17 protein-coding genes are annotated in these 20,951 nt (G+C 62.0%); 5 read left to right on the forward strand and 12 right to left on the reverse strand.

What is annotated here, in order from left to right; genetic code table 11:
• The coding region (locus VLU25_11175; GenBank protein ID HSR68494.1) for a hypothetical protein at nucleotides 1-327 on the forward strand (327 nt) is incomplete at its 5' end.
• A 1-nt stretch (nucleotide 328) separates the two neighbouring features.
• On the opposite strand, the gene VLU25_11180 is transcribed toward VLU25_11175, so the two are convergent.
• The 8 genes from VLU25_11180 to VLU25_11215 form a co-directional block, all read right to left on the reverse strand.
• Nucleotides 329-1,921: a radical SAM protein gene (locus VLU25_11180; protein HSR68495.1), complete on the reverse strand. Its 1,593-nt coding sequence runs from the start codon at nucleotides 1,919-1,921 to the stop codon at nucleotides 329-331.
• A gap of 95 nt (nucleotides 1,922-2,016) precedes the next feature.
• Entirely contained in the window at nucleotides 2,017-3,237 is a 1,221-nt protein-coding gene (locus VLU25_11185; protein HSR68496.1) for a DUF6365 family protein, read from the reverse strand.
• Between the two features lie 94 nt (nucleotides 3,238-3,331).
• Nucleotides 3,332-4,567 carry a DUF6365 family protein gene (locus VLU25_11190; GenBank protein HSR68497.1) on the reverse strand — a complete coding sequence of 412 codons (1,236 nt, stop codon included), beginning with the start codon at nucleotides 4,565-4,567 and terminating at the stop codon, nucleotides 3,332-3,334.
• Nucleotides 4,564-5,622: a radical SAM protein gene (locus tag VLU25_11195; protein HSR68498.1), complete on the reverse strand. Its 1,059-nt coding sequence runs from the start codon at nucleotides 5,620-5,622 to the stop codon at nucleotides 4,564-4,566. Before VLU25_11195 ends, VLU25_11190 begins: the two co-directional genes overlap by 4 nt.
• On the reverse strand, nucleotides 5,619-6,563 hold the full coding sequence (locus tag VLU25_11200) for a radical SAM protein (GenBank protein ID HSR68499.1): 945 nt from the start codon (nucleotides 6,561-6,563) through the stop codon (nucleotides 5,619-5,621). The genes VLU25_11195 and VLU25_11200 overlap by 4 nt, the downstream gene beginning before the upstream one ends.
• A 129-nt stretch (nucleotides 6,564-6,692) precedes the next feature.
• A complete protein-coding gene (locus VLU25_11205; GenBank protein ID HSR68500.1) occupies nucleotides 6,693-6,923 on the reverse strand; it encodes a hypothetical protein in 231 nt (76 codons plus the stop codon).
• Between the two features lie 161 nt (nucleotides 6,924-7,084).
• A complete protein-coding gene (locus tag VLU25_11210; GenBank protein HSR68501.1) occupies nucleotides 7,085-7,312 on the reverse strand; it encodes a hypothetical protein in 228 nt (75 codons plus the stop codon).
• Between the two features lie 88 nt (nucleotides 7,313-7,400).
• Entirely contained in the window at nucleotides 7,401-7,694 is a 294-nt protein-coding gene (locus VLU25_11215; protein HSR68502.1) for a hypothetical protein, read from the reverse strand.
• A gap of 320 nt (nucleotides 7,695-8,014) precedes the next feature.
• Between VLU25_11215 and VLU25_11220 the strand changes: the two genes are divergently transcribed.
• Both VLU25_11220 and VLU25_11225 read left to right on the forward strand, forming a co-directional pair.
• On the forward strand, nucleotides 8,015-9,064 hold the full coding sequence (locus tag VLU25_11220) for a sugar phosphate nucleotidyltransferase (GenBank protein ID HSR68503.1): 1,050 nt from the start codon (nucleotides 8,015-8,017) through the stop codon (nucleotides 9,062-9,064).
• Nucleotides 9,061-10,944 carry an ABC transporter ATP-binding protein gene (locus tag VLU25_11225; protein HSR68504.1) on the forward strand — a complete coding sequence of 628 codons (1,884 nt, stop codon included), beginning with the start codon at nucleotides 9,061-9,063 and terminating at the stop codon, nucleotides 10,942-10,944. The genes VLU25_11220 and VLU25_11225 overlap by 4 nt, the downstream gene beginning before the upstream one ends.
• Before the next feature lie 152 nt (nucleotides 10,945-11,096).
• Here VLU25_11225 and VLU25_11230 read toward each other — a convergent pair whose 3' ends face one another.
• The 3 genes from VLU25_11230 to trmB form a co-directional block, all read right to left on the reverse strand.
• Nucleotides 11,097-12,053 (reverse strand): radical SAM protein, encoded by a 957-nt coding sequence (locus VLU25_11230; GenBank protein HSR68505.1) that lies wholly within the window; start codon nucleotides 12,051-12,053, stop codon nucleotides 11,097-11,099.
• 146 nt (nucleotides 12,054-12,199) lie between these two features.
• Nucleotides 12,200-14,656 (reverse strand): ABC transporter permease, encoded by a 2,457-nt coding sequence (locus VLU25_11235; protein HSR68506.1) that lies wholly within the window; start codon nucleotides 14,654-14,656, stop codon nucleotides 12,200-12,202.
• Between the two features lie 132 nt (nucleotides 14,657-14,788).
• Nucleotides 14,789-15,787: a tRNA (guanosine(46)-N7)-methyltransferase TrmB gene (gene trmB / locus VLU25_11240; GenBank protein ID HSR68507.1), complete on the reverse strand. Its 999-nt coding sequence runs from the start codon at nucleotides 15,785-15,787 to the stop codon at nucleotides 14,789-14,791.
• A 116-nt stretch (nucleotides 15,788-15,903) separates the two neighbouring features.
• Between trmB and VLU25_11245 the strand changes: the two genes are divergently transcribed.
• Complete coding sequence (locus VLU25_11245) at nucleotides 15,904-17,628, forward strand: ATP-dependent DNA helicase RecQ (GenBank protein HSR68508.1); 1,725 nt, start codon at nucleotides 15,904-15,906, stop codon at nucleotides 17,626-17,628.
• 55 nt (nucleotides 17,629-17,683) lie between these two features.
• Here the strand turns inward: VLU25_11245 and VLU25_11250 are convergent, their stop codons facing one another.
• Complete coding sequence (locus tag VLU25_11250) at nucleotides 17,684-19,246, reverse strand: SDR family oxidoreductase (protein ID HSR68509.1); 1,563 nt, start codon at nucleotides 19,244-19,246, stop codon at nucleotides 17,684-17,686.
• Nucleotides 19,247-19,481: 235 nt separating this feature from the next.
• On the opposite strand from VLU25_11250, the gene VLU25_11255 reads away from it, so the two are divergent.
• Nucleotides 19,482-20,921, forward strand: a complete 1,440-nt coding sequence (locus VLU25_11255; GenBank protein HSR68510.1) for a tetratricopeptide repeat protein — start codon at nucleotides 19,482-19,484, stop codon at nucleotides 20,919-20,921.
• Nucleotides 20,922-20,951 lie beyond the last annotated feature (30 nt).

Here is a 20,951-nt window from a genome sequence, read left to right on the forward strand (position 1 = left end):
ACCTACGGCTGCGTGGCCTGCCACGGCGATCCCGGGGTTCCCGACAGCAACATCATCGGTCCTCATCTGGGCCGCATCGGAACGGCGGCGGCCTCACGCATCGAGGGCAAGTCGGCGGCACAATACATCTACGAGTCGATCCTCGAGCCCAACGCCTTCATCGCCCCCGAATGCGAGCAGGGACTGCCCTGCGACGAGCCTTCGGCCATGCCCGAATACGCCGCCCTGGTCGACATCGAGCACGTGGCTCACTTGGTCACCTTCCTGCTCGAGCAGCAGGACCAGGGGACGGATGCGTCCTCTGAAGACGTGAACTCGGGGCAGTAAGTCAGGCCGTTTCGGCCGCATGCAGCTCAAGGCTGGGCGCGCGGCTCAGGCACTCGTTGATGCGGGGGGCGAATTCGTCGTGGATTTCGGAAAAGACGTCCTTAGCCTGCTGGCTCGCCAGGTCCTCTATCTCCATCCCGGTGTGCAGGAGCTTGTGGAAGTACTCATAGTCGACGTGGGCGATCTCCCTGGCCCAGGTCCGCAATCTCGCTGCCTGTTCTTTGTGTCCGGCATACTCCAGGTGAGGCACGTGAAGCCAGATCGCAGGCGGCCGGTCGTTGCTGCGGATATTGACGTTGAAGGGGGAGAAGACGGTGTTGAAAAACTGCTGCACCCGGTCATCGACGAAGTCGAAGTCGAAGTGGCAAAAAGACCCCGGCCGCGTGAGCAGCATGTTCTGCTCTTTCAACATGTCGTGGACCTTGGTGCCCTTGCGCGGAAGGAGCTTGTTGGAGAAGAGAGGAAAGTTGGCGCTGCCCAGTTGTTCTTGAATCTTGATCTGGTCCATCAGGGCCAAATGCTCGGCGGCTTCATCCATGGTGATCCAGGGATCCCAGAAGATGACGTTGGTCTGATAGTCGATGGAAAGCGATTCGGCGATTTCGAGGGCTTGAAAGATGTGTTCCTGCTTGTAGCCCTTGTTGTACAGCTTCAACTGACGGGGAAGTATCGATTCCATGCCCAGCGACATGTGGGAGAGTCCCAGTTCGATCATTTCCGGCAGCAGCGCCGAGCCCCTGATGACGTCCGCCACCCGGGTTTCGATGCCCCAGCAGAATGTCACTTTGCGGCGGCGGATTTCGTCGAGAAAGTCCTGGCACCATTGACGGTCGAACTTGGCCGACATGCCGAAATCATCGTCATAGACCATGAAGTTGGTGGCGCCCTGATCGACGCAGTGTGCGATCTCGTCGACCACGTCGGACGGTTCCCTGCGCCTCACGATGGGCCCCAGCGAAGTGTCGTAGAAAGGCACCATCGAGCAGAAGGTGCACCGGCTCATGCAGCCCCGCCGGGTGACGATGGGAGTGACGTCGCCTTGCTGCGGCCATTCCCGCACGGGCCAGGGGATCTTGGTCACGTCCACCAGCGAATGCTCGGGGTTGAAACGGATCTCTCCATTGTCGCGGTAGACCAGATTGGGTACCTCTTCGATGGGGCGCTTTCCTTCCAGATGCTCCATCAGGGCCACGATGGCGTGTTCCCCCTCGCGCATCACCACGTAGTCGATCTCCGGCCACTGGCGCAGCAGGTCTTCGGCGTGAAAGGTGGGAGTGTAGCCCCCCACCACGATGGGACCCTTGTAGGCCAGGCGCAGCAAGGAAAGGGTGCTCTTGGCCATGGGAAGCGTCTGGTCATAAAGCGTAAAGCCGATCAGACTGGGCTGATGAGAGTTGATCTCCGAAGCCAGCGTCAGGGGGTTGGGCGGATCCCACTGGCGGTTGAGAGTCACGACCGGATAGCCGGACTCCTCCAGTGAGGAGGCCACGTAATACATTCCGAAGGTCGGCATGCGTCCGATCAACACGTCGATTTTGTATTCGCTGCCGTCCGGAGCCATGACCAGGACGACTGGTCCTTTGCTTTCGCTCATCGTGAAACCTCCGTCGTTCATCGCGACCCTTTCTCTGGGGCCGGATGTCGCTTCTGCATGTTCTTCAGCCCAGGGCCGCCTCTCGGGGCCGGGGTCTAGTTCAAATAAGAGTTCATCCATTCTCCGGCCGACGGCAGCCTCGATACGCTGTCGAGGTAAGCCTCCTGCCGTCGCCACATGCTTTGCCGGGCTAGCGGGCTGTAAAGCAGTTGTTCGACCCGCTCCTCGAGCTTCTGGCTATCGAGCATCTCAATCCAGTCGAAACATTCGCAGTAGGCGTTTTCGGAGAGGATCGGTTCGAGGAAGCGCTGATAGCCCAGCGGCCACACCGTAAAGGGGTGGATGGGCAGGGCGCTCTTGAGCAGTCCCTTGAGACCGTTATCCAATCTCTCGACTTCCTCCAGGTCGCCGGGGCGCCGCAGGCGTCGGGAGTTGCGCAGCACCAGCAGGGGGGTCTTAAAGGCCATGGCCTTGACGTTGGTGGTGGCGGCGATGTTGCCGCTGACCACCAGGTCGGCGGCCGCCAGCAGGGAGTCGAATTCCTCGGCCCGGCAGGAGGGCAGCCAATGATATCGGCATCCTTCCTGGGGCAGCTCGAGGGCCGAAGGGCCGACGTGCACCAGGTGAATCCTGGAACCCAGCTTGCTGAGGCTGCGGTGGAGGATTCGAGGCAGCAAGCCGGCCAAGCCGCGGCTGTCCGCAGGCAGTCGATCGGGTTGCTGCCAGGGCGAGGTGGGGAAGAGCACCAAGCGCTCTCCCGGCGACAATCCCAGTCGCTGACGGGCTTCGAGATCCCACCGGCAGGTCCGCCAGTCGGGCAGACAGCGGAACTTCCCCCTGCGGCCGTCGCAGGCGGCAACCGGGACCGGTATCAGACGATGCTCGATCTGGGCATAGAGTCCCAGGGTTTCTTCGGCTTGCTCTAGAACCAGGCTGCGCGTGCTTCCGTCGGGCAAGTCGATGAGATGGCCGGTCTGGGCCGAGTCCCAGGTGTCGAGGGACGCCGTGAGGCAGTCGTATCCGAGCAGGAAGCGGGAGTCGCCGATTCCCAGGCGGTGCAACAGGTTGACGGTGTTGAAGAAGTCGAAATAGACGATCCCGCCCGGCTTGAAGCTGCTGACGCGGGCGTCGATCAAAAGCCGCAGCAAGCCGCCGATGTGGTTGCGCACGGTCTGGAACCTGAAGGGGCCGCCCTGGAGAAGAGCCCGAGTGGACTCGTGGACCAGGAACTCCACTTCATAGCCGGCCTCTTGGAGGTCGCGAGCGGCCCGCACGGCCATCTTGGTACGGCCCCAGGAACGGTCGTGAATCGCCACCAACAGAAGACGCCGCGCTCTGCTCCGCCGAGTGGCGCTATGCGCGATGGGCATGGCGTTCAAGCCGGCCGAAGAAGATCTGGTGACACTTCGGTTACTGGACATGATCGGCTACCAAAGTGGCCGCGCTGGGCAATTGTCGAAGGCGCTCGACATAGTGGAATTGACGGTCGACTTGCTCCTCTCGCGCGGTGGCATTGAAAAGCATTTTGTCCAGCTCCTCTAAAACCCGTTCCTCGTCGAGGACTTCGAAGGAGGGGATGGCGTCGCAGTATTCGTTGTTCTCCAGCAGAGGGGCGATGAATTCGAAGAAGCCTACCGGCCACATGTAATAGGGGTGGACGGGCGCCGCCTTTTTGAGCCAGGCCTTCATTTCACTGGAGACGCCGCCTCCGATGGCTTGGGAAAGATCGTCGGTTCCTTTCACCAAATGGCTGTTGATCAGCAGCATGCAGGGGAGGCCGTAAACCATGGCCTTGGCGATGGTGCTGGCCGAGACGTTGAACCCCAGCAGCAAGTCGGCTCCCGAGAGCAGCGCGTTGAAGGTATCCGGCGCGCAGGAGGGGACCCAGCGGTATTGGCCGTTCATCTCGAGCGGGAGAGCTGCAGGGCCGACGTGGACCAGGTGGACGTTGGAACCCAGCTTGCTGAGGTACTGAGAGAGGAGCTCGGGCAGCCAGCGCTTGATCCGGTTGCAGTTCTCGCTGGTGAACTGGCTGTGCTGCCAGCTTGCCGTCAGGAAGAGCACCATGCGCTCCTCGTCGCCGACTCCCAGCGAGCGGCGGACGTGGCGGCTGACCTTCTTCATGACGCGCTGCCGGGGCGCAGGGGGCAGACAGCAATAGGGACTTCCCCCCGGACCCGCTTCCACGGGAGCGATGGGAACCGGCGTCAAGCGGTAATCGAGCAGGTCGGACCAATCGGGAATCTTGCGGGTGACGTCGAACATGGTGTCCATGTGAGGGCCGCAACGCTTCAGGTCCCAGGTATCGATCGCTCCCAGGGGCACCTGAAACTCCTTCAGGAATTGGGGGGAGGTCTTCGACTTGTCGAAGGCCAAGTCGGTCGTGTAATAGTCGGCGAGGATGATCGAGTCCGGTTTGCACTGGTCGAAGAAGAGGCGCAGGGCGATGGTCAGGAACTCGGACATGGTGGCGTGATCGCCCATCTTCATGACCGGGAAGCTGAGATTGGCAAACAGGGGCCCGGCACCCTCGTGAGTGAGAAAGACGCACTCGTGCCCGATCCTGCGCAGTTCGTGGGCCATCCGGATGCCCAGGACGGTTTCTCCCCATCCGCGGGTGCATAGGGCCAGTATCAAGTGCTTCACTGAGCCACCTCCAGGGAAACGAGAGGACCTTGGGAGAAGTCCACCGGCGCTTCCCCGAAGCGGAGAGCCAGGCGGATGTTGATTTCTTCCTGCACCTGCGGACGGCTGGTGAATTCGCTCAGGCACTGGCGGCCTTCCTGGCTGACCAGCACCGAAAAACACATGTCGCAAGCCTCGCTGAACTCATCGCGTCCGACGGCCGGCTCCAGCGTGTCCGAGTACTCCTGGTAGAGGCGGGCGATTCCTTCCGGCCCGTGAGTGCGCAAGAACTGGTATTCCTTCTTGTAACGGGCCTTCTCCATGATCTCCCTGAAGGGCTGGCGCCTCAGATTGCCCAGCCAATAAGGAAGATCTTCCATTGAACCGTGTGCGCCCACTTTTCCGATGTGGCAGGCGAAGACGTCGCCGTTGGGATTGATGATGGGGGTTTCAAGCCAGCACTTGGGGCCGTAATCGGCCTCGGAGATCTTGGTCATCGGATCCTGCTCCCTGAGGATGCGCCCGATGAACTCGGTGGGGATCACGCGGGATTCGTAAAAGCGGACCCGGTCTTCGAATTCCTGATATTCCGACCTGACCTTCCCCAGGTCCTCGTCGGTGGCGTAAGTGATGCACAGGGTAATGCCCTCGATCCCGCACTGGTCGGCGACGCGGATCACGTTGCGGACGTTTTCGTAGGGCACGGTGCGCTGATGGTAGATGTCGGTGCTCAGGTAGAGGCGCTTCAGCCCCTTGAGCTGTTCCAGGTAGGAGAGAGTCACGTCCTCCGACGTGGCCCAATAGGAACTGGTGAAGAGCGAACTCATCGTCCCTTGGCTGGTGGCGGCCAGAACGCCGCTGCGCAGCACCTCGAATCGTTCGAAGGGTTCCCCGCCGGTAAAGATGATGTTGGGCACGCCGTAGGAACAGGTATCGGTCACCCATCGGCACAACTCCTCGGGATCGGTCTCGCGGTCCCGGATGGAGCCGATGAATCCGCAGTGGGCGCAGCCCACGTGACAGCCTTCGGTGACGCTGACCAAAACGGATGCGAATTCCGGAAGTGTCTTGATCATGATCCCACCGCCAGTCCTTCCTTGCCCCCTCGGTCGCGGCTGGAGGCCAGGCTTGCACCGAACTCGGACCAGCCGTTGTATTCGATGTACTCGGGATAGACGCCTGTGCAGTCTTCCTTCCAGGGGCAGCCCTGGCAGGGCGGACCGAAGACGGCCATCTGCTCCTTCATGAAGGTGTCGTAGTGTTCCAGGACGTCTCCCCTCACCAGCATCTTGATGTCGCGATATTCGTTGCACAGGTGGAGCCTTTCGCGGCCTCCTCCGATGGTGCAGTGTGGAAAACCCTCCAGGGTTACCGTACGTCCCTCCCCCACAACCAAATCGACGGCAGGATAGAGATATCGGCGGATTTCTTCGAAAGTGGCCATCTGCCGGCTCCGCGACAGGCGGGCGCTGCCCACCGGATGGAGATTGGAATAATTCACATGGGAAACGCCGACCTCGCAGGCCAGGCGGGAGATCTGGGGCAGCCGCTCCAGGTTCTGGTGAGTGATGACCGTATTGGTGCGGATGTGCACTCCCAGGGAATGGACGTGGCGCATGCCCTGCAGGGTCTTCTTCAGGCCGCCCTTGGTGAATGTCTGGGAATCATGGTACTCGGGCGTGTCGCCGTGCAGCGAGACGATGAACTTGGTGACGTTCAGATCGACCAGCTTCTCGGTGAACTCGCGCTTGGCCAGGCGTATCCCGTTGGTTTGCAGGTGGATTTGCGGATATCCGAGTTCGCGGATGGTTTGCAGGGTTTCCAGGAAACGGGGATGGATGGTGGGCTCGCCTCCGTGCAGGTTGACCACGTCGTAACCCTGCCCCCGATGACTTTCCAGGAAGGAAATGACGTCTTCATAGTCGACGGTATCCTTCGTATAGAAAGGGGAGGCGACGACGCAAAAGGTACACTCGCTGTTGCAAAGATCCGTCAGGTGAATACTCAAGCACTTCATGCTGTAGGCCTCAAGAGCCAGACAATGACGAGCGGCGAGAGACTCGCCGCCCGCTTGTCCAAATGAATGGTGATACCAACGCCGATCCGGACCCTCGACAAGGAGGGCGCCGGAGTTCAGCGCAGGAGGTTACTCGTACTCGAAGCCATCGTCGCAACCACAGCCTTGATCCTGCTGCAGTTGGAAGAGTGTGAAGTCGCTGAAGGTCACGGCTTCCGAGATGGCTGCGATCGAGGCGGAAGTCAGGTTAAAGGCTTTTTGGAAGCGACGAGGCTCCTTAACCAATGCACCTGCGAACCGCTCGTCCTGCACCGCCAAGCGGAGCAGGTCATTCACATCGAGTGTTGCTACATTTTCCATTATTGGAAACGCCTCCTTTCATGCGTCACACGGAGTGACGCACGTTGTGATTGGGCGCCCGGAGCGTTTGGCCCCTTCACATGAAGCGGCCGTCCGAACGCGTTTGGACAAGATCGGTGCGTTAACTGCCGCTTGCTCCAATGTGAGGATTGAGCAGGAGGCTACTCGTACTCGAAGCCACCGTCGCAACCACAGGGATCCTGCTGCAGTTGGAAGAGTGTGAAGTCGCTGAAGGTCACGGCTTCCGAGATGGCTGCGATCGAGGCGGAAGTCAGGTTGAAGGCTTTCTGGAAGCGACGAGGCTCCTTGACCAGTGCGCCTGCGAACCGCTCGTCCTGCACCGCCAAACGGAGCAGATCATTGACATCGAGTGTTGCTACATTTTCCATTGTGAACTCCTGTTTTATGCGTCATGAATGCGACGCGTGTTGTGATTGGGCTTCCTGCGAGTGTGGTCTCCTCCCGCCGAGCAATGCATCAATTGCCGTTCGCCCTGGCTCGAGGCGCGGGATATTGGTGCTCCAGCATTACCAGGGCCTGCTCCGGATCTGGGCTCGATTCCCCCGCCGAGCGAATTCCGGCGATCTGCGATTCGCTCAACTCGAAAGCCTCGTCCAAAGTTTCGGGGGTCGCGAAAAATACCGTGCGGAACTTCTCGTCCTTACGACACAGACGGATCGCGTCTCTGATGTTGAGGTCGCCCGTTTCTTGAACGGTCGCTTGGTCGGATCGGGTGGGAAGCGGCTGTTGAGACTTGACTAGTTCGGACAATGTTCACTCTCCGGTTGTCACCATCCATAAAATTCCTGACTTATCTGCCTGCTTATGCGAGAGAAGAACGGCCCATCCTTTCCTCTCCCCTGACAGCTTCAGAACGTGACGCGAAATCGATAAAGCGGATTATAAAGAGCCCAATTCCGAATTTTTCCTTGCAAAAATTGCCGATTCCTGCTGAAATGTCGCCAATGTCAATGTTAAAAACAAAACAAATTGTGTTCATGTGCTTTACAAGCGGAGTGTTCGGGGCAGGCCGTCCACGAGTGTGAAGCAACGTGTGCAGATTGTCGGCCAAGGAGAGGAGGAGAAAGAGCATGGAGTTTTCGGCAGTTGAAGTCGGCGTCGTCCTGGCCGCCGGCAAAGGAAGCCGCATGTTGCCTTTCAGCGCCACGCTGCCCAAGGCCCTGCTGCCCGTCGGCAACCGGCCCCTGATCGAGCGGCAGATCCGCCTCCTGCGGAATCTGGGCATTCGCAAGGTCGTCCTGGTGGTGGGGTACTTGGGAGAGGCCATCCGGTCGGCGCTGGGAGACGGCGCCGCCCTGGGCGTGCAGGTCTGCTACGTCGAACAGAAGCGACCTCTGGGCATCGCCCACGCCCTCTCGCTGCTGCGGGGACGCATCGAAACGCCGTTTCTGCTCTTTCTGGGCGACATCTATTTCGAGGCCCAGGGACTGGACTCCTTGCTGCAAGGAGAGCGTCCCCGCACCGACGCGGCCGTTCTGGCCGTGCGCCGGGACTCGCCCCGGGCCGTTCGCAAGAACTTCGAAGTTCACCTCGACCACCAGGGCTTGGTCCGTAAAGTGGTCGAGAAGCCGAGAGTCGTCAAGAGTCTTTTCAAGGGATGCGGCGTATACCTTTTTCAGGAAGCGATCTTCGACGCCATCGCCAGGACTCGTCCATCGAGTCTGCGCGGCGAGCTCGAGTTGACCGATGCCATCCAGGTGCTGATCGACGAGGGAAGGCGGGTCTCCGCCGCCGAGGTCATCCGCAAGGACATCAACCTGTCCTTTCCCGCCGACCTGCTGAGGAGCAATCTGTCCGCCCTTGAAGAAGAGCGGCAGCCTAACCTGATAGCGGCTGACGCCCGCCTCCACGAGCGGGCCGAGGTCCACAATTCGGTTATCGGTCCCGGGGCGGTCCTGGAAGGCCCCCTGCGCCTCGCAGACAGCCTGGTGCTGGCCGGATCCCGCTTGAAGGCAGGCGAAAACCTGCGCCGAGTCATCGTCACGCCCGACGGTGTCCTTTCCTGTTTCCAGAAGGCCGAGGCGCAAGGACGCATCGCAACTCTGCCGCAGTCTTCCCGCGGCGGCGCGATGCACCCCCAATCGAGGGTCGAACTTAGGGCGTTAGGAGAGGAATCATGAAGAAAATGAAGATACCGAAATCGGTTTGGATGGAGGCCCGTGATCTAGTCTGGAAGCATCGCTATCGCATTCTTATCGGCTTGCTGATTCTAGTGTTTTCCCGCCTGGGCGCTTTCGTCATGCCGATCTCTTCCAAGTTCATGATCGACGAGGTGCTGGCCAAGCAGAGACCTGAGTTGCTGCCCTGGCTGGTGGGTCTGGCCATACTGGGGGGGCTGATACAAACGGCCGGCACCTACGGCCTTTCGCGCTACCTGGGAGTGTCCGCCCAAAGGGTCATCGCCGATTTGCGGGAGGATATCCACCGCCGCATGCTGCGTTTGCCCATCCGCTTTTTCGATTCCCAGAAGAGCGGAAGCCTGACCACCCGGGTCATGAACGATCCCATGGCGGTCCGCAACCTGGTGGGCACGGGCATTGCCGAACTCATCGGCGGACTGGTTTCCAGCGCTTTCGCGCTGGCCATTCTGACGTGGCTGAACTGGCAGATGACGGCCCTCCTGGTGGCGGTGATGGGGCTGCACTCGGTCTACGTAGGCAAAGCCTTCATGGGACTGCGCTCCACCTATCGGCAGCGTTCCGAGCTTTATTCGCACGTCAACGGACGCCTGGCCGAAGCCCTGGGGGCGATTCGAACCGTGAAGGCCTTTCGAGCCGAGAAAACCGAGGAGGACGTCTTTCGGCAAGGCAACCGCAGCCTTCTCGACTTCAACACGCGCACCCTCATGATGGTGAGCGGATTCAAGTCCATCACGACCCTGACGTTCACCTCTCTGGGCGGCATTCTCATGGGTTGGGGGGGATATGCCGTTCTGCAGGGAACGATGACGTTGGGGGACGTGGTTCTGTTCACCACCCTTCTGGTGATGGCCTCCCAGCCCATGATGGAGATCACCCGGGTGGCCAGTCAGATCGGCGAAGCCTTCGCCAGCCTCGACCGTCTTCACGACATCCGGGGTCAGGCAACCGAGCAAGAGCGCGTGCGGGGAGAGCCCCTCACCGAACGCTTGGCCGGGCGTGTGGAGTTCAGGAACATCTCCTTCCACTATCAGCAGGGAGTCCCCGTGCTGCGCGATGTCAGCCTCAGGGTGGAGCCGGGCTTGACGGTCGCCCTGGTTGGCCCCAGCGGAGGGGGGAAGAGCACTCTGGTCAATCTCCTGCTCAACTTTTATCAGCCCGCGAGAGGCGAGATTCTGGTGGACGGCCGCGACATCTCCTCCATCGATCTGCACGACTACCGCGCACAGTTCGCGGTGGTGCTGCAGGACAACGTACTCTTCGACGGCTCGGTTGCCGACAACATCGCCTACTCCCGCCCCCAAGCCAGCCTGGAGGAGATCAAAGAGGCGGCCCGGATGGCCTATTGCGACGAGTTCATCGAACTGCTGGAAGACGGCTACGACACGGTTGTGGGAGAGAGAGGCGTCAAGCTGTCGGGAGGACAGAGACAGCGGGTGGCCATCGCCCGGGCCATACTGGCCAATCCCTCCATCCTGGTTCTCGACGAAGCCACCTCGAGCCTCGATTCGGAGAGCGAACAGCGTGTCCAGGAAGCCTTGAACGCTCTGCGCAAGGGGCGCACCACCTTCGTCATCGCCCATCGGCTCTCCACCATCCGCAGCGCCGACGAGATCATGGTGGTGGACAATGGCCGGATCGTGGAGCAAGGGACTCACGAAGAACTCATGCAACGGCCAGTGGGACGTTACCGGGGACTCTACGAGCGCTACCAGCAATTGGAAACGGAACGCTTTCTCAACCCTGGAGAGGAAGTGGAATCCGACGAAGACCAGTCGCAGGCCAGGGTCACCGCCTCGCCCTTGTCCGACTCGCCGCTTGAGGATCTCGATCCCCTCAGCGTCCTCGAGACTTCTTCCTGATACGGGTGAAGCCGGGCGCCTTTCCGCCCCCACGGGCGGGGAGGCTCCGGCCAGGCGGAACTGCTTGGCTGGGCGGAGGCGCAAAGCGCCCCTTGGCTAACCCGCATGGCGCTATCGCCTCCTCGCTACGAAAACTTGCGGGCTAAGAGGGGCTAAGAGGCTTTGCTGACGGCGTCGTTGCTGCAGCAGTGAGACCAGATTCCCTTGGTTTCAGTTCGCATCAAGCGCATGCACAAGTCGCACTCCGTTACGAACCGCTCGCCTCGAACCGCTGCCATAACTTCCTTGCGGCCTTGTGGAGTCAGGGAATCGATGAAGCCGCGGGCCTGAAGCATGGACTGATAGACGGGGTTGGCATCCAATTCCTTGAAGGCTTGTTTGATGGAGGCTTCCTCTCCGTTGCTGGGGTGACTGATGGGCGAGTCGTCGCCGCAGATGGCCCAGCAGCATCCATGCACCGTGTACTCGGTGTCCAGCAGGGTGTTGCCGAGCTGGCAGGTGCGGGGAATGCGGTTGAGATCCGCGTCCTCTTGAACATCGACCCAGACCTGCCCCAGATCGAAGTGTTCCGCGTTGCCTACCGAGTTCACCAGCGCCGGGGCGATGAGGGCCCGCGGCCCGAGGCTGTCCAGGGAATCCACCAGGCGCTGTTTTTCCTCCTCCTGGGCATAGCAGATCTCGAACACCACGTGGATGTTGCGCTTCATGGCCTCCTGGGCGGCGTTGCGGTAGTGATCGAAGGAGAGGAACTCCAAGTGGTAGTCGTCGTAGCTGAGGATGATCAGGTTGATTCCGCCCACCTTGTCCAGAAATCGCTGGGCCGTCTCTGCTGAGCGTCCCCAAACCGGGGCCGACACCATGTAGCTGAGCAGGCCTCGCTCCCGGCAGGCTTCGACACCGGCTCGAAGGGTCTTGGGCGACAGGGAGGGCTCTCCTCCCGCCATGGCCACGATCCCGTAGACGTCCGTGTCGACGAGATAAACGAGCCGGCGCATCTCCTCCGGCGAAATGGAGTGGCCGGTCCCCCGATAGGACTCCGAAAAGCCGATGGAGCAGTGTTTGCAACTTAAAGGACAGCGTTGGTTGACAAGAACTGCGACACACTTCATGAATGCTCTCCTCGCCGGTCTGGCTGCCGGCCTTTTCTTAAAGATCTGCACTTAAGGTTTCAGAGAAAGGTGCAGCGGAGGCTGATCGGCTGCTGCAATTCTTCTCCAATCCGTCCACGCCGGAGACGTCGCTTTGCTTCCCCGGCTCAGGTCTCATCGCGGAGCGCCAGGGCCGGATCGACTCGGCTGGCGCGCAGCGCCGGATGCAGCGAAGCCGCCGCCGAGAGCGTCAGCATCAGCAGCGCCACGCCCACATAGGTCAGCAGGTCGAAGGGCCGCACTCCGAAGAGAAAGCTGCTCAGGACCCAACTGACGGCCAAGGCCATCAACAGTCCTATCACGATTCCGCGCAGCACCAGCTTCATGCCTGCCGACATGACCATGCGCACGACTTCGCTGCGATTGGCTCCCAGAGAGATGCGCAGACCGACCTCGCGCGTCCGTGCGGCGGCCGAGTATTTGACGATGCCATAGAGTCCGATGGCGGCCATCAGGACGGTGAGCCCGCCGAAGATGCCCAGGACGATGCCTCCGGCCCGATAGGGAACCAGAACCAGCGCCAGATGCTCATCCATGCTCTGGCTCTCTACCACCATAACGTCCGCATTGAGGCCGGTGGCCAGCTCGGCGATCCGTTGGGCCACTCCCTTGGGGTTGCCGTGGGACTTGGCCACAACACGCACTTCCAGTACGTCGTTCTGGGCCAGAGGCGTGTAGATGAAGGGCCGGGGGGCTTCTCCGAGGCGGCGTACGTGGATGTCGGCGGCCACGCCCACCACGCGATGCTGGGTGCCGGCCGGGTCGACCACGAACTGGCCCAAGGGGTCGGCCTGAGGCCAGAACTTGCGCGCCATGGCCTTGCTGATGACCAGCACTGGATCAGCGTCCGGACCGTCCTTTTCGCTGAAGCTCTCTCCCGCCACCAGGGGGATGCCCATGGCCTTGAAGAATCCAGGATCGACGATGATGAAATCAATGCGGTGGCCCTGGGCTCCCTGAGGAGGATCGGCGCCCGCCACGTTGACGGTGGTGGTGAAGAAGTTGTTGCCGCTCAAGGGCAGCAAGTTGGTCATTCCCACGGCTTCCACGCCGGGCAGCGCCTCGGCCTCCCTGGCCACCTCGCGGAAGTAGCGCCGCGCTTCATCCACGTCGTACTGGCCCTTGGCAAGTCGCAGATGGGTCACGGCCGTGGGGCTGTGAGCGAAGCCGGGATCCGAAGTCTGGGCCTCCCATAGACCGCGCAAGAACAGTCCGGCTCCGATCAGCAACAGCGAAGAGAGGGCAACCTGCCCCACCACCAGGGAATCGCGTATGCGGAAACGGCGTTTTTGCCTCTTGAAGATCGGCTCGTCCTTGAGCGCCGGCGCCACTTCCGCCCGAGTGGATTGCAGAGCGGGGAGCAAGCCGAAAACGAGGCCCGCCAGCAGCGAAACCAGCAGGGTGAACCAGAGCGCCGTCTGGTCGAGGCTCATCTCCAACTGCAAGGGCACGGGCGTCGGCAGATCGAGCACGCCCAGCAGACGAAACGACCAATGCGCCATGAGAAGTCCCAGCGCCCCGCCCAGCAGGCTGATCACCAGGGTTTCGGTGAGCAGTTGCCGTATCAGCGTCCCGCGGCGGGCGCCCAACGCCAGGCGGACGGCGATCTCCCGGCGCCGGTCGGCGGCGCGTGCCAACAGGAAGGAGGCCAGGTTGACGCAGGCGATCAGCAGGACCAGGGCCGGAACGATCAGCAGCATGGCGGCCAGGGGATAGACGAAGCGGTCCACCAGCGGATGGAATCCCACCTCGGTGGTAGCCACCGCTTCAAGAGCCCAGTCGTCGTCATAGTTGGGAAAGCGCCGGTGGATGTCTTCGGCCACCCGCTCCAGCGCCGCCTGGGCCTGCTCGACGGTGGCGCCGGCTTTAAGACGGGCCTTGCCGAAAAAGACGTGATAAGTCCTGGCCTTGAGCTGGTCGAAATTCGAGTTGGTGACCTGATTGACCATCATGGCGGGCACCCAGACATCGGGTTGCATCGAGGGCATGATGCTGGGGGTTCCCTCTTTGGCGACACCCACGATGGTGTAGCGCAGTCCGTTGAGCCGCATCGTCCCGCCCACGATGTCGGGGTCGCCGGCGAAACGCTTGTGCCAAAAGGAATGGCCGATCACCGCCACCGGATGGCCGCCCGGAAGAAGGTCGTCGCCCGGGGCCAGCGGTCGGCCCTTGATGACTTCGCCTCCCACCAGGTCGAAGTAATTGCCGCTGACGATGGCTGCCATCAGGCTTTCACTTCTATCCTCGAAGTTCTCTTGAACCACCGAAACGGTCCCCACGCCGACGCTGGCGAAGACTTCTTGCGAACCTTCCGCCACGTCCTGGTACTCGGGATAAGAGAGGGTGCCGAAACTGACCTCGCCGCCCTTGCTGGGATAGATCTCCACCAGGGATTCCGGATTGCTGTATGGCGTATCGGGCAGCAGCAATGTGTTGACTACGGTGAAGTTCGAAGTATTGGCGCCCACTCCCAGGGCGATGGACAGTACGGCCACCAGCACGAAACCGGGATTTGCCTTGATGCGCCTCCATGCGTAGCGCAGATCACGAAGGGTCTGTTCCATACTCGGTTCTCCACAAGGGAGGGGTGGCCAAGCGTCCGCTCCACCCCATCCTCAATGTCGTTGTCTGAGCCTAAGAAATGAATTGACGAGTTTGAGTATAGCAGACGCCAAATACCGGCTTTCCCCCGAGAATCACTCGGGAAAAGGGGGTTGCGGAGTCCAGCCTGAGCCTGGGGCCCGAGCCGGCGGAGAAGATGCGCAGGCGGCGGCGGCCAAGTCGAGGGCTCTCTGCACCGAAGGCGAGGGGACGACCTGTTGGGGTGACTGCAGCTCCAGGCTCCACTCCGGGCCCCGGCGGGCGATGGTCATCCCGACGTTTTGCACCAGCGGGCCGTCTACCGCGATGGCCAGCAGGCGGGCTTGCTGTCGGTCGGCGTCCCACTTGACCCGCCTGAACTCGACCACGATGTCGCCGCGGGCGCTTCCCGGAGAAAAGGAGTCGGGACGGAAGCTCTGGATGGGTGGGATCTCCAACTCGATGTCGGTGATCAGCGGACGGTCGATGTGGCAGCGCTTTTGAAGACGGATTTCGTGAAAGCGCTGCTGGCCCCGCTCCTCCCGCCATTTGCGCTCGAACTTGGTGCCGTAGTGGGGAGGCGTCAAACGGTGGAGGCAATCAAAGCCCGTGTCCTGGGCCTGCTCCAGGATCCACTCCGAATAAGCCGCTTGGTCGGTCACGATAAAGGCCTCGCCTGCCTCCCTCAGGCGGCTGTTCATCAGTTCCAGGAAGTTGCGGGAGAAGAGGCGGAACTTTTCGTGCTTGGCCTTGGGCCATGGATCGCTGAAGAGACTGTGCACGCGGGAGATCGATTTCTGGCGGAAGAAGCGCTGGAAGGCCACCCGGGCGTCGGCCAGCACCAGGCGGACGTTGCCCAGGCCTCGCAGCTCTAATTGACGAAGGGCTTTCTTGAGGCGGAAGGCCTTGAGTTCGAGTCCCACGAAATTGCGCTCGGGTGCGTCCGCGGCGATTTCGCACAAGTACTCGCCGTTGCCGAATCCGATCTCGACTTCCAGGGGGGCCTCGCGCCGGAAGAGGGCGGTCCAGTCGAGTGGACGGGGCAGCTCTTTCCAGGGCACCTGGTTGCGCTGCCCCTGCTCCAGTTTCCAGTCCCGGTGTTTCTTGCGTCCCACCGAGGGCAAAGTCTAGCAAGGAAACGGCCTCGGCTGCCCGTCAGGTCGAGGAAGCCGGGTCAGGTGCAGTTGAAGTGAACGCCGACGACGGAGGGGACAGGTAAGATAGGTCCTTCATGGCACCCGCACGCGACCGTCTGCAAACCACTCTGGAAGAGGTCTTCGGCCACCGCACTTTCCGTCCCTTTCAGAAAGAGGTGTGTCGGGCTGTCGCCGGCGGGACGGACACGCTGGTGGTGATGCCCACGGGAGCCGGCAAGTCGCTTTGCTACCAGCTTCCCGGACTGGTGCGGGGAGGGACCACGCTGGTGGTTTCGCCGCTCATCGCCCTCATGGAAGATCAGGTGGCCAAGCTGCACAAGCTCGAGTTGAGGGCCGAGCGCATTCATTCCGGACGCTCGCGTCCCGATTCGCGCCAGGCTTGCGTGGAGTACTTGGCGGGACGCCTCGACTTCCTCTTCATCGCTCCCGAACGCCTGCGCGTACCCGGATTCCCCGAGATGCTGGCCAAGCGCAAGCCCGCTCTGGTGGCGGTCGACGAAGCCCACTGCATCTCCCACTGGGGACACGACTTCCGCCACGACTACCGGATGCTGGGCGAGCGCTTGCCGCTGTTGCGTCCGGCGCCGGTGGTGGCTCTCACCGCCACCGCCACCGAGTTGGTCCAAGACGATATCGCCTCCCAGTTGGATCTGCATTCCGCTTCCCGCTTCATCCACGGGTTCCGCCGCGACAATATCGCCATCGAGGTGGCTGAGCTGCCTGCGCCGGGACGTCCCGAGGCCGTCCGCCAGCTTCTGGCCGACCAGGATCGGCGTCCTGCCATCGTCTACGTTCCTTCGCGACGGCAGGCCGACGAACTGGGACTGCAGATGAACGCGGTGGGGAAGTCGGCTGCCTATCACGCCGGCCTCCCCAGCCAGCGGCGCGAGAAGGTCCAGCGCGACTTTCAGCGCTCGCGCCTGGAAATCGTGGTGGCCACCATCGCCTTCGGCATGGGGATTGACAAGCCCGACATCCGTACCGTCATCCACACCGGGCTGCCGGGCAGCCTGGAGGCCTACTATCAGGAGATCGGGAGGGCGGGGCGCGACGGCAAGCCTTCCCGGGCCGTCCTGCTCTGTTCGCGCGACGACCGGCAGATACAAGAGTACTTTCACGACCGCAACTATCCTGCGGTGGACGTGCTCAAGCAGGCCTACCGGCGCCTGGGCCAGCGTCCCCGGACCGTTTCCCAGCTCACTGAGGACTCGGGAGAAGACGCCGAAATCTTTCTCAATGCTCTGGAGAAGCTGTGGATTCATGGCGGAGCCCTGGGGCATCCCCGCCGCGGCTTGCGCAGGGGTGGGGGAGACTGGCAGCAACCCTACCTGGAGCAGAAGAGCTACAAGAAGGCCCAGCTCGATCAGGTGACTGACTTCGCCGAGGGCTCCCGCTGCCGAATGGTGCACCTGGTGGACTACTTCGGCGACCGCCGCGATTCGGGCCGGAGCTGCGGCCACTGCGACGTCTGCCATCCGGGAGAGTCCGCCGTGACCTTGCAGCGCCAGGCCACCGCGGATGAACAGGACATCGCCCGGGCCATCCTGGAAGACCTCCGCCGCTGGGACAACCGGGGATCGACTCAGCTCTACAAGGACGTTTGCGGTGTTGGAGGCGTGGAGCGCAGCCTCTTCGACCGGGTGCTGGCCAATCTGGCGGCTCAACGCCTGATCCGCCTGCGGGGCGACAGTTTCGAGAAGAACGGACGCAAGATCCGTTTTCAGCGCGTCTCCCTCACCGCCCGCGGATTCCGCAGCGGCGCCGACCCCATCACCATCAGCCTCACCGAAACCCTCTAGGCCACCCGCGGATTCAGGGCCCTCAAATTGAATCCCGTGGCGCCGGGGAACCTTCTCATGAGGAGGCCTCGGGACTGGCCTGGGATCGCGGTTTGCCCTCGGGTTGAGGCTTGTGCGCCTCGGCTCTGCGGGCAATTTCTCTCAGCATGCCCCGGAAAATGAGGGCATGGATCGGATAGATTCCGTACCAGTAGACGAGTCCCGAGAGTCCGAATGGGTCGAAGATCGCCGTTTGCCGGATCTTGGATCCGCCGGCCTCACCCGTGACTTCAAACTGGAGCCAGGCCCGTCCCGGAACTTTCATCTCGGCGCTCAGACGCAACAGTCGATCGGCCTCGTATGCCTCGATTCGCCACCAATCCAGAGGCTCGCCGACCTCCAGATTCTCGGGACTGTGTCGTCCCCGCCTGATGCCGATCCCACCCGCCAACAGATCTATGAATCCCCGCACACGCCAGAGCCAATTGCAGTAATACCAGCCGTTTCGACCGCCGATTCGCCGGATCGGACCAAAAGCCGTGGCAGGGGGCACACAGACATCAACCGTCCGCGAATCCACCAGCCGCTTTCCAAAGCGGATGCCTCCCCAGTAGGACTGCCCGCCTCCTGCCGAGTTGGCGTCCGACCAGCGGGTGGCGGCAAACTCCCGGTCCTCGTCCTCGAGAGCGTCCGCGATGGTCCGGCTCAGACCGCGCGGCCGCACTGAAAAGACCTCCAAGGCCGAGTCGTCGCGGACCACCGTGGGATGACGGATGCTGTCGATCAGTTTTCGCCCCACTCGGGCATAAAGGGGCGTGACCAGCGCCAACCAAAGACTGGAGAGCCGTGGAGTGAGCACCGGGACGGGGATCATGTAGCGGCGCAATCCCCGCTGCCGCGCGTATTCCTTCATCAGTTCGCCGTAGGTTACCCGGTCGGCGCCGCCGATCTCGAACACCCGGCTCTCAGCCGGCCGCAGATGAATCGCTTGCTGGAGGTACTGCAGAAGATCCTGAACGCCGATCGGCTGGGCTTTGACCGAAACCCAGCGCGGCGTGGTCATAACCGGGAGCTTTTCCACCAGATCGCGTACCATCTCGAAGGAAAGACTCCCCGAACCAATGATGATGGAAGCCCGGAACTCGATCGTCTCTATGCCGGACGACCGCAAGATCTCCCCCACCGCGTGACGGCTGCGCAGGTGAGCGGACAAATTCATTTCTTCGTCGCCCAGACCGCCCAGGTAAATGATCCGTTGAACGCCGCATTTCCGGGCAGCCCCGGCGAAGTTTTCGGCTCCGCGCCGTTCGATTTCCTCGAAATGCTTGGAGTCTCCCATCGAGTGGATCAGATAGAAGGCGGTGTGGATCCCCTTCAAGGCCTCGTCAAGGCTCTCCGCTTCCAGCACATCACCCTGAACGACCTCGGTGCCGGGAGCGACTCGCTTTTCCAGATAGGCCGGACGCCTTGCCAAACAGCGAACCCGGTAACCGGCCCCTGCCTGCGGTCTGTCAGATGTCGACTCCAGATTCTGCCTGGACCGGGACTTGTGGTTTCCTTCCAGCACCTTGAGAAGGCGCCCCCCCACGTATCCGGTAGCGCCCGTCAGGAGGATCATGTGCCTGTGTTTATCGAACATTGTGCCTTCCAGCAACCTACCCGCGTTCACGTTTAGAGGATCACCCAAAATAAGGATTCGGATGTTCCCCGACCGGTTTCAGGAAAAGGCTTCTCCCCCAGGGCTTCCCCCTCGCAAGACAAGGGCGATACGAAGAACGGCGGAGCTCCTGGATGAGGCGCGCCGGATTGCAACCAGCCTCCCGGCTGCTGGCTCGCTTTCGATACTTTTGAAGACTTTGTGCTTCAATAAGGGCATGTTGCCGGCTTTGTTGTTATTGGCGGTGCTGATGCAGGGAGGGCCCGATCGCGAGGCGGTGGAGTGGTTCCGCAAGGGGGAAGCCCTGATCGGGACCGGGCAGGCTTTCTCGGAGCAGCAGGCGGAATTCTTTGCCAAGGCGGTCGAGATCGATCCGGATTTCGCCGAGGCCCGCTACAACCTGGGACTGGTTTACCTGCGCCAGGGACGCCTGCAGGAAGCCCTGCAGCAATTCCAGGCCCACATCGGCCTGCGTCCTGATGAAGCCGCCTCCCATTTCCTGGCCGGACGCGCGCTGCTGCAGATGAGGCGCGACCAGGAGGCGGTCAGCCGGCTCAGGGCCGGACTTGAAATGGACCCCTCCGACGTGGGCGGCTGGTCAGACTTGGCCCGGGCCCTCTTCAACCTGGGCCAGTTTGAGGAATCGGTTCGGGCCTCGCGTCAGGCCCTGCAAAACTCGCGGGAGGAAGACCCGCAGTTGCGCTACCCTCTGGCGGCGGCGCTGCTGGAACTGGACCGCCCGCAGGAAGCCGAGCAGGTGTTGCGTCGTCAACTGGAGTTCCATCCCCAGGACTACGAGTCGGCTTTCCTGCTGGGCGAGATGCTGTTGCAGGATCCGCAGCGCCAGGAAGAGGCGGCCCGGTGGCTCCTGGAGGCCGAGTCGCTGGACGATTCCGATCCCCGCCTGGCGGCCCTGCTGGGCGACCTCCTGCTCAGCCTGGGACGGCGCGAAGAAGCCGTCGCGCGCCTGGCCCGGGCCGACCCGCAAGCGGCTTCCACCCTGGCCAACAAAGGCCTGGTGGCCTTGCAGGAGGAGCGCTACGCCGAGGCCGAGCAACTGTTGCGCCAGGCTCTGGCCAAAGAGCCCCGGCATCCCCTGGTGTGGGGCCATCTGGGGGACGCGCTGGCGGCTCAGGACAAGAAGCGGGAAGCCATCGCCGCCTATGACCGGGCCCTCGACTACGATCCCGACGACCTCAATTCGCTCATCAATGCCGGCGCCCTGGCGGCCGACTCAGGACGCCAGGAAGAGGCCCGGGACTACCTTGAGAGGGCCCTGCAAAGCGCACCTGAGAACGGGTTCGTCCTCTACAGTCTGGCGGTGGTGCTGGACCGCCTCAAGGAAGACGAACAACGCCTTTTCTCCCTCTACTCCAAGTCCCTTCAACTCGGAGAAGAGCGTCCGCTGGCTCATTTCCGCCTGGCTTTCCTGCTGGCCAAGCGGGACCGAGCTGAAGAAGCGCTCGATCACCTCGAGAAGGCCCTCGAGGCCGATGCGGAACGCTTCTATCCCCAGTTGCTGCAGGAACTGCGCCGGGTCCACTCCGATCTCGACAGCATCCGCTACACCGGCCGCTTCGCCCAATTGCTGCAAAAGTACGGCGACGCTCAAGATTCCGCCGACGGGGATCAGCCTCCTCCTTCGCCGCCCCGATGATGGAGAACGGCTGATTGGCGTATCCTGACC

This window comes from Acidobacteriota bacterium, from assembly GCA_035471785.1.
In the GTDB taxonomy this organism is placed as follows: Bacteria; Acidobacteriota; UBA6911; order RPQK01; family DATIPO01; genus JANQFM01.